Raw genomic sequence first — 701 nt, 5'->3', positions numbered from 1 at the left:
TTGACGGCACTCCTTATACAGGTGGCGCGGTAGCAGCAGGCGCTTATACTATTACGCCAACAATCGCTGGCTTTACTGGTATGAGAATTGCTAACGTTACTTGGACTGATACTGACCATGCTACTGCTCCTGCTCATGTTATCCAGACTTGGGGCTTAGCTGACTTCAGAACTGCTCCAGTACACGTATCGCTTTAATTGGAAAGATTGAAATGAATTGAAGTTTTCCGATAGCTCAAATCGGACAAACAAAATACCCCGACTTTATGTCGGGGTTTTTGTTTTGTGTTTTTAAATATAATTTTGTATTATTTTAGTTATCCACATTTTCTTTTCTTTAAAAAAAGTGTTATTATATATTTGCTTTTTATATTATGATAAACTTTTAATAAAGGTCGAATCTTCTTTTATTGACGCATAGTAAAAAAACATAGAATAAGTTAAAAATTCACCCTCATCTTTTTTGTTTTTTAATATATAGACATAATATATAAGACCTAAAAGATGGGCAAAAAAATAAACAATGAAAAAGAAATTTTTAGTAATATCTTTAAGTCTTTTTGTTAGTTCTGCGTTTCTGGTCCAAACCGCTTTTGCCGGCATGCCATTAGCGGCTCTTACTACTTCCGGAGCCGGAATAACTGGCATTACCGGAGTTCCCGCTGGAACCGGAACCGAAGCAGGCGTTCATACTATTGTTGT

At 36.1% G+C, this 701-nt stretch carries 1 protein-coding gene; it reads left to right on the top strand.

The features are described 5' to 3' along the window. Positions 1-197, top strand: a 197-nt coding sequence (locus KY055_02850) for a hypothetical protein (protein MBZ1345538.1), incomplete at its 5' end; no start/stop codon positions are given. Positions 198-701 lie beyond the last annotated feature (504 nt).

The organism is Candidatus Nealsonbacteria bacterium, assembly GCA_019923625.1.
GTDB lineage: Bacteria > Patescibacteriota > Minisyncoccia > Minisyncoccales > RBG-13-42-11 > JAHXGN01.
The sequence above is the reverse complement of the archived record's forward strand: the minus strand, read 5'-3'. Positions and strand labels throughout refer to the sequence as shown.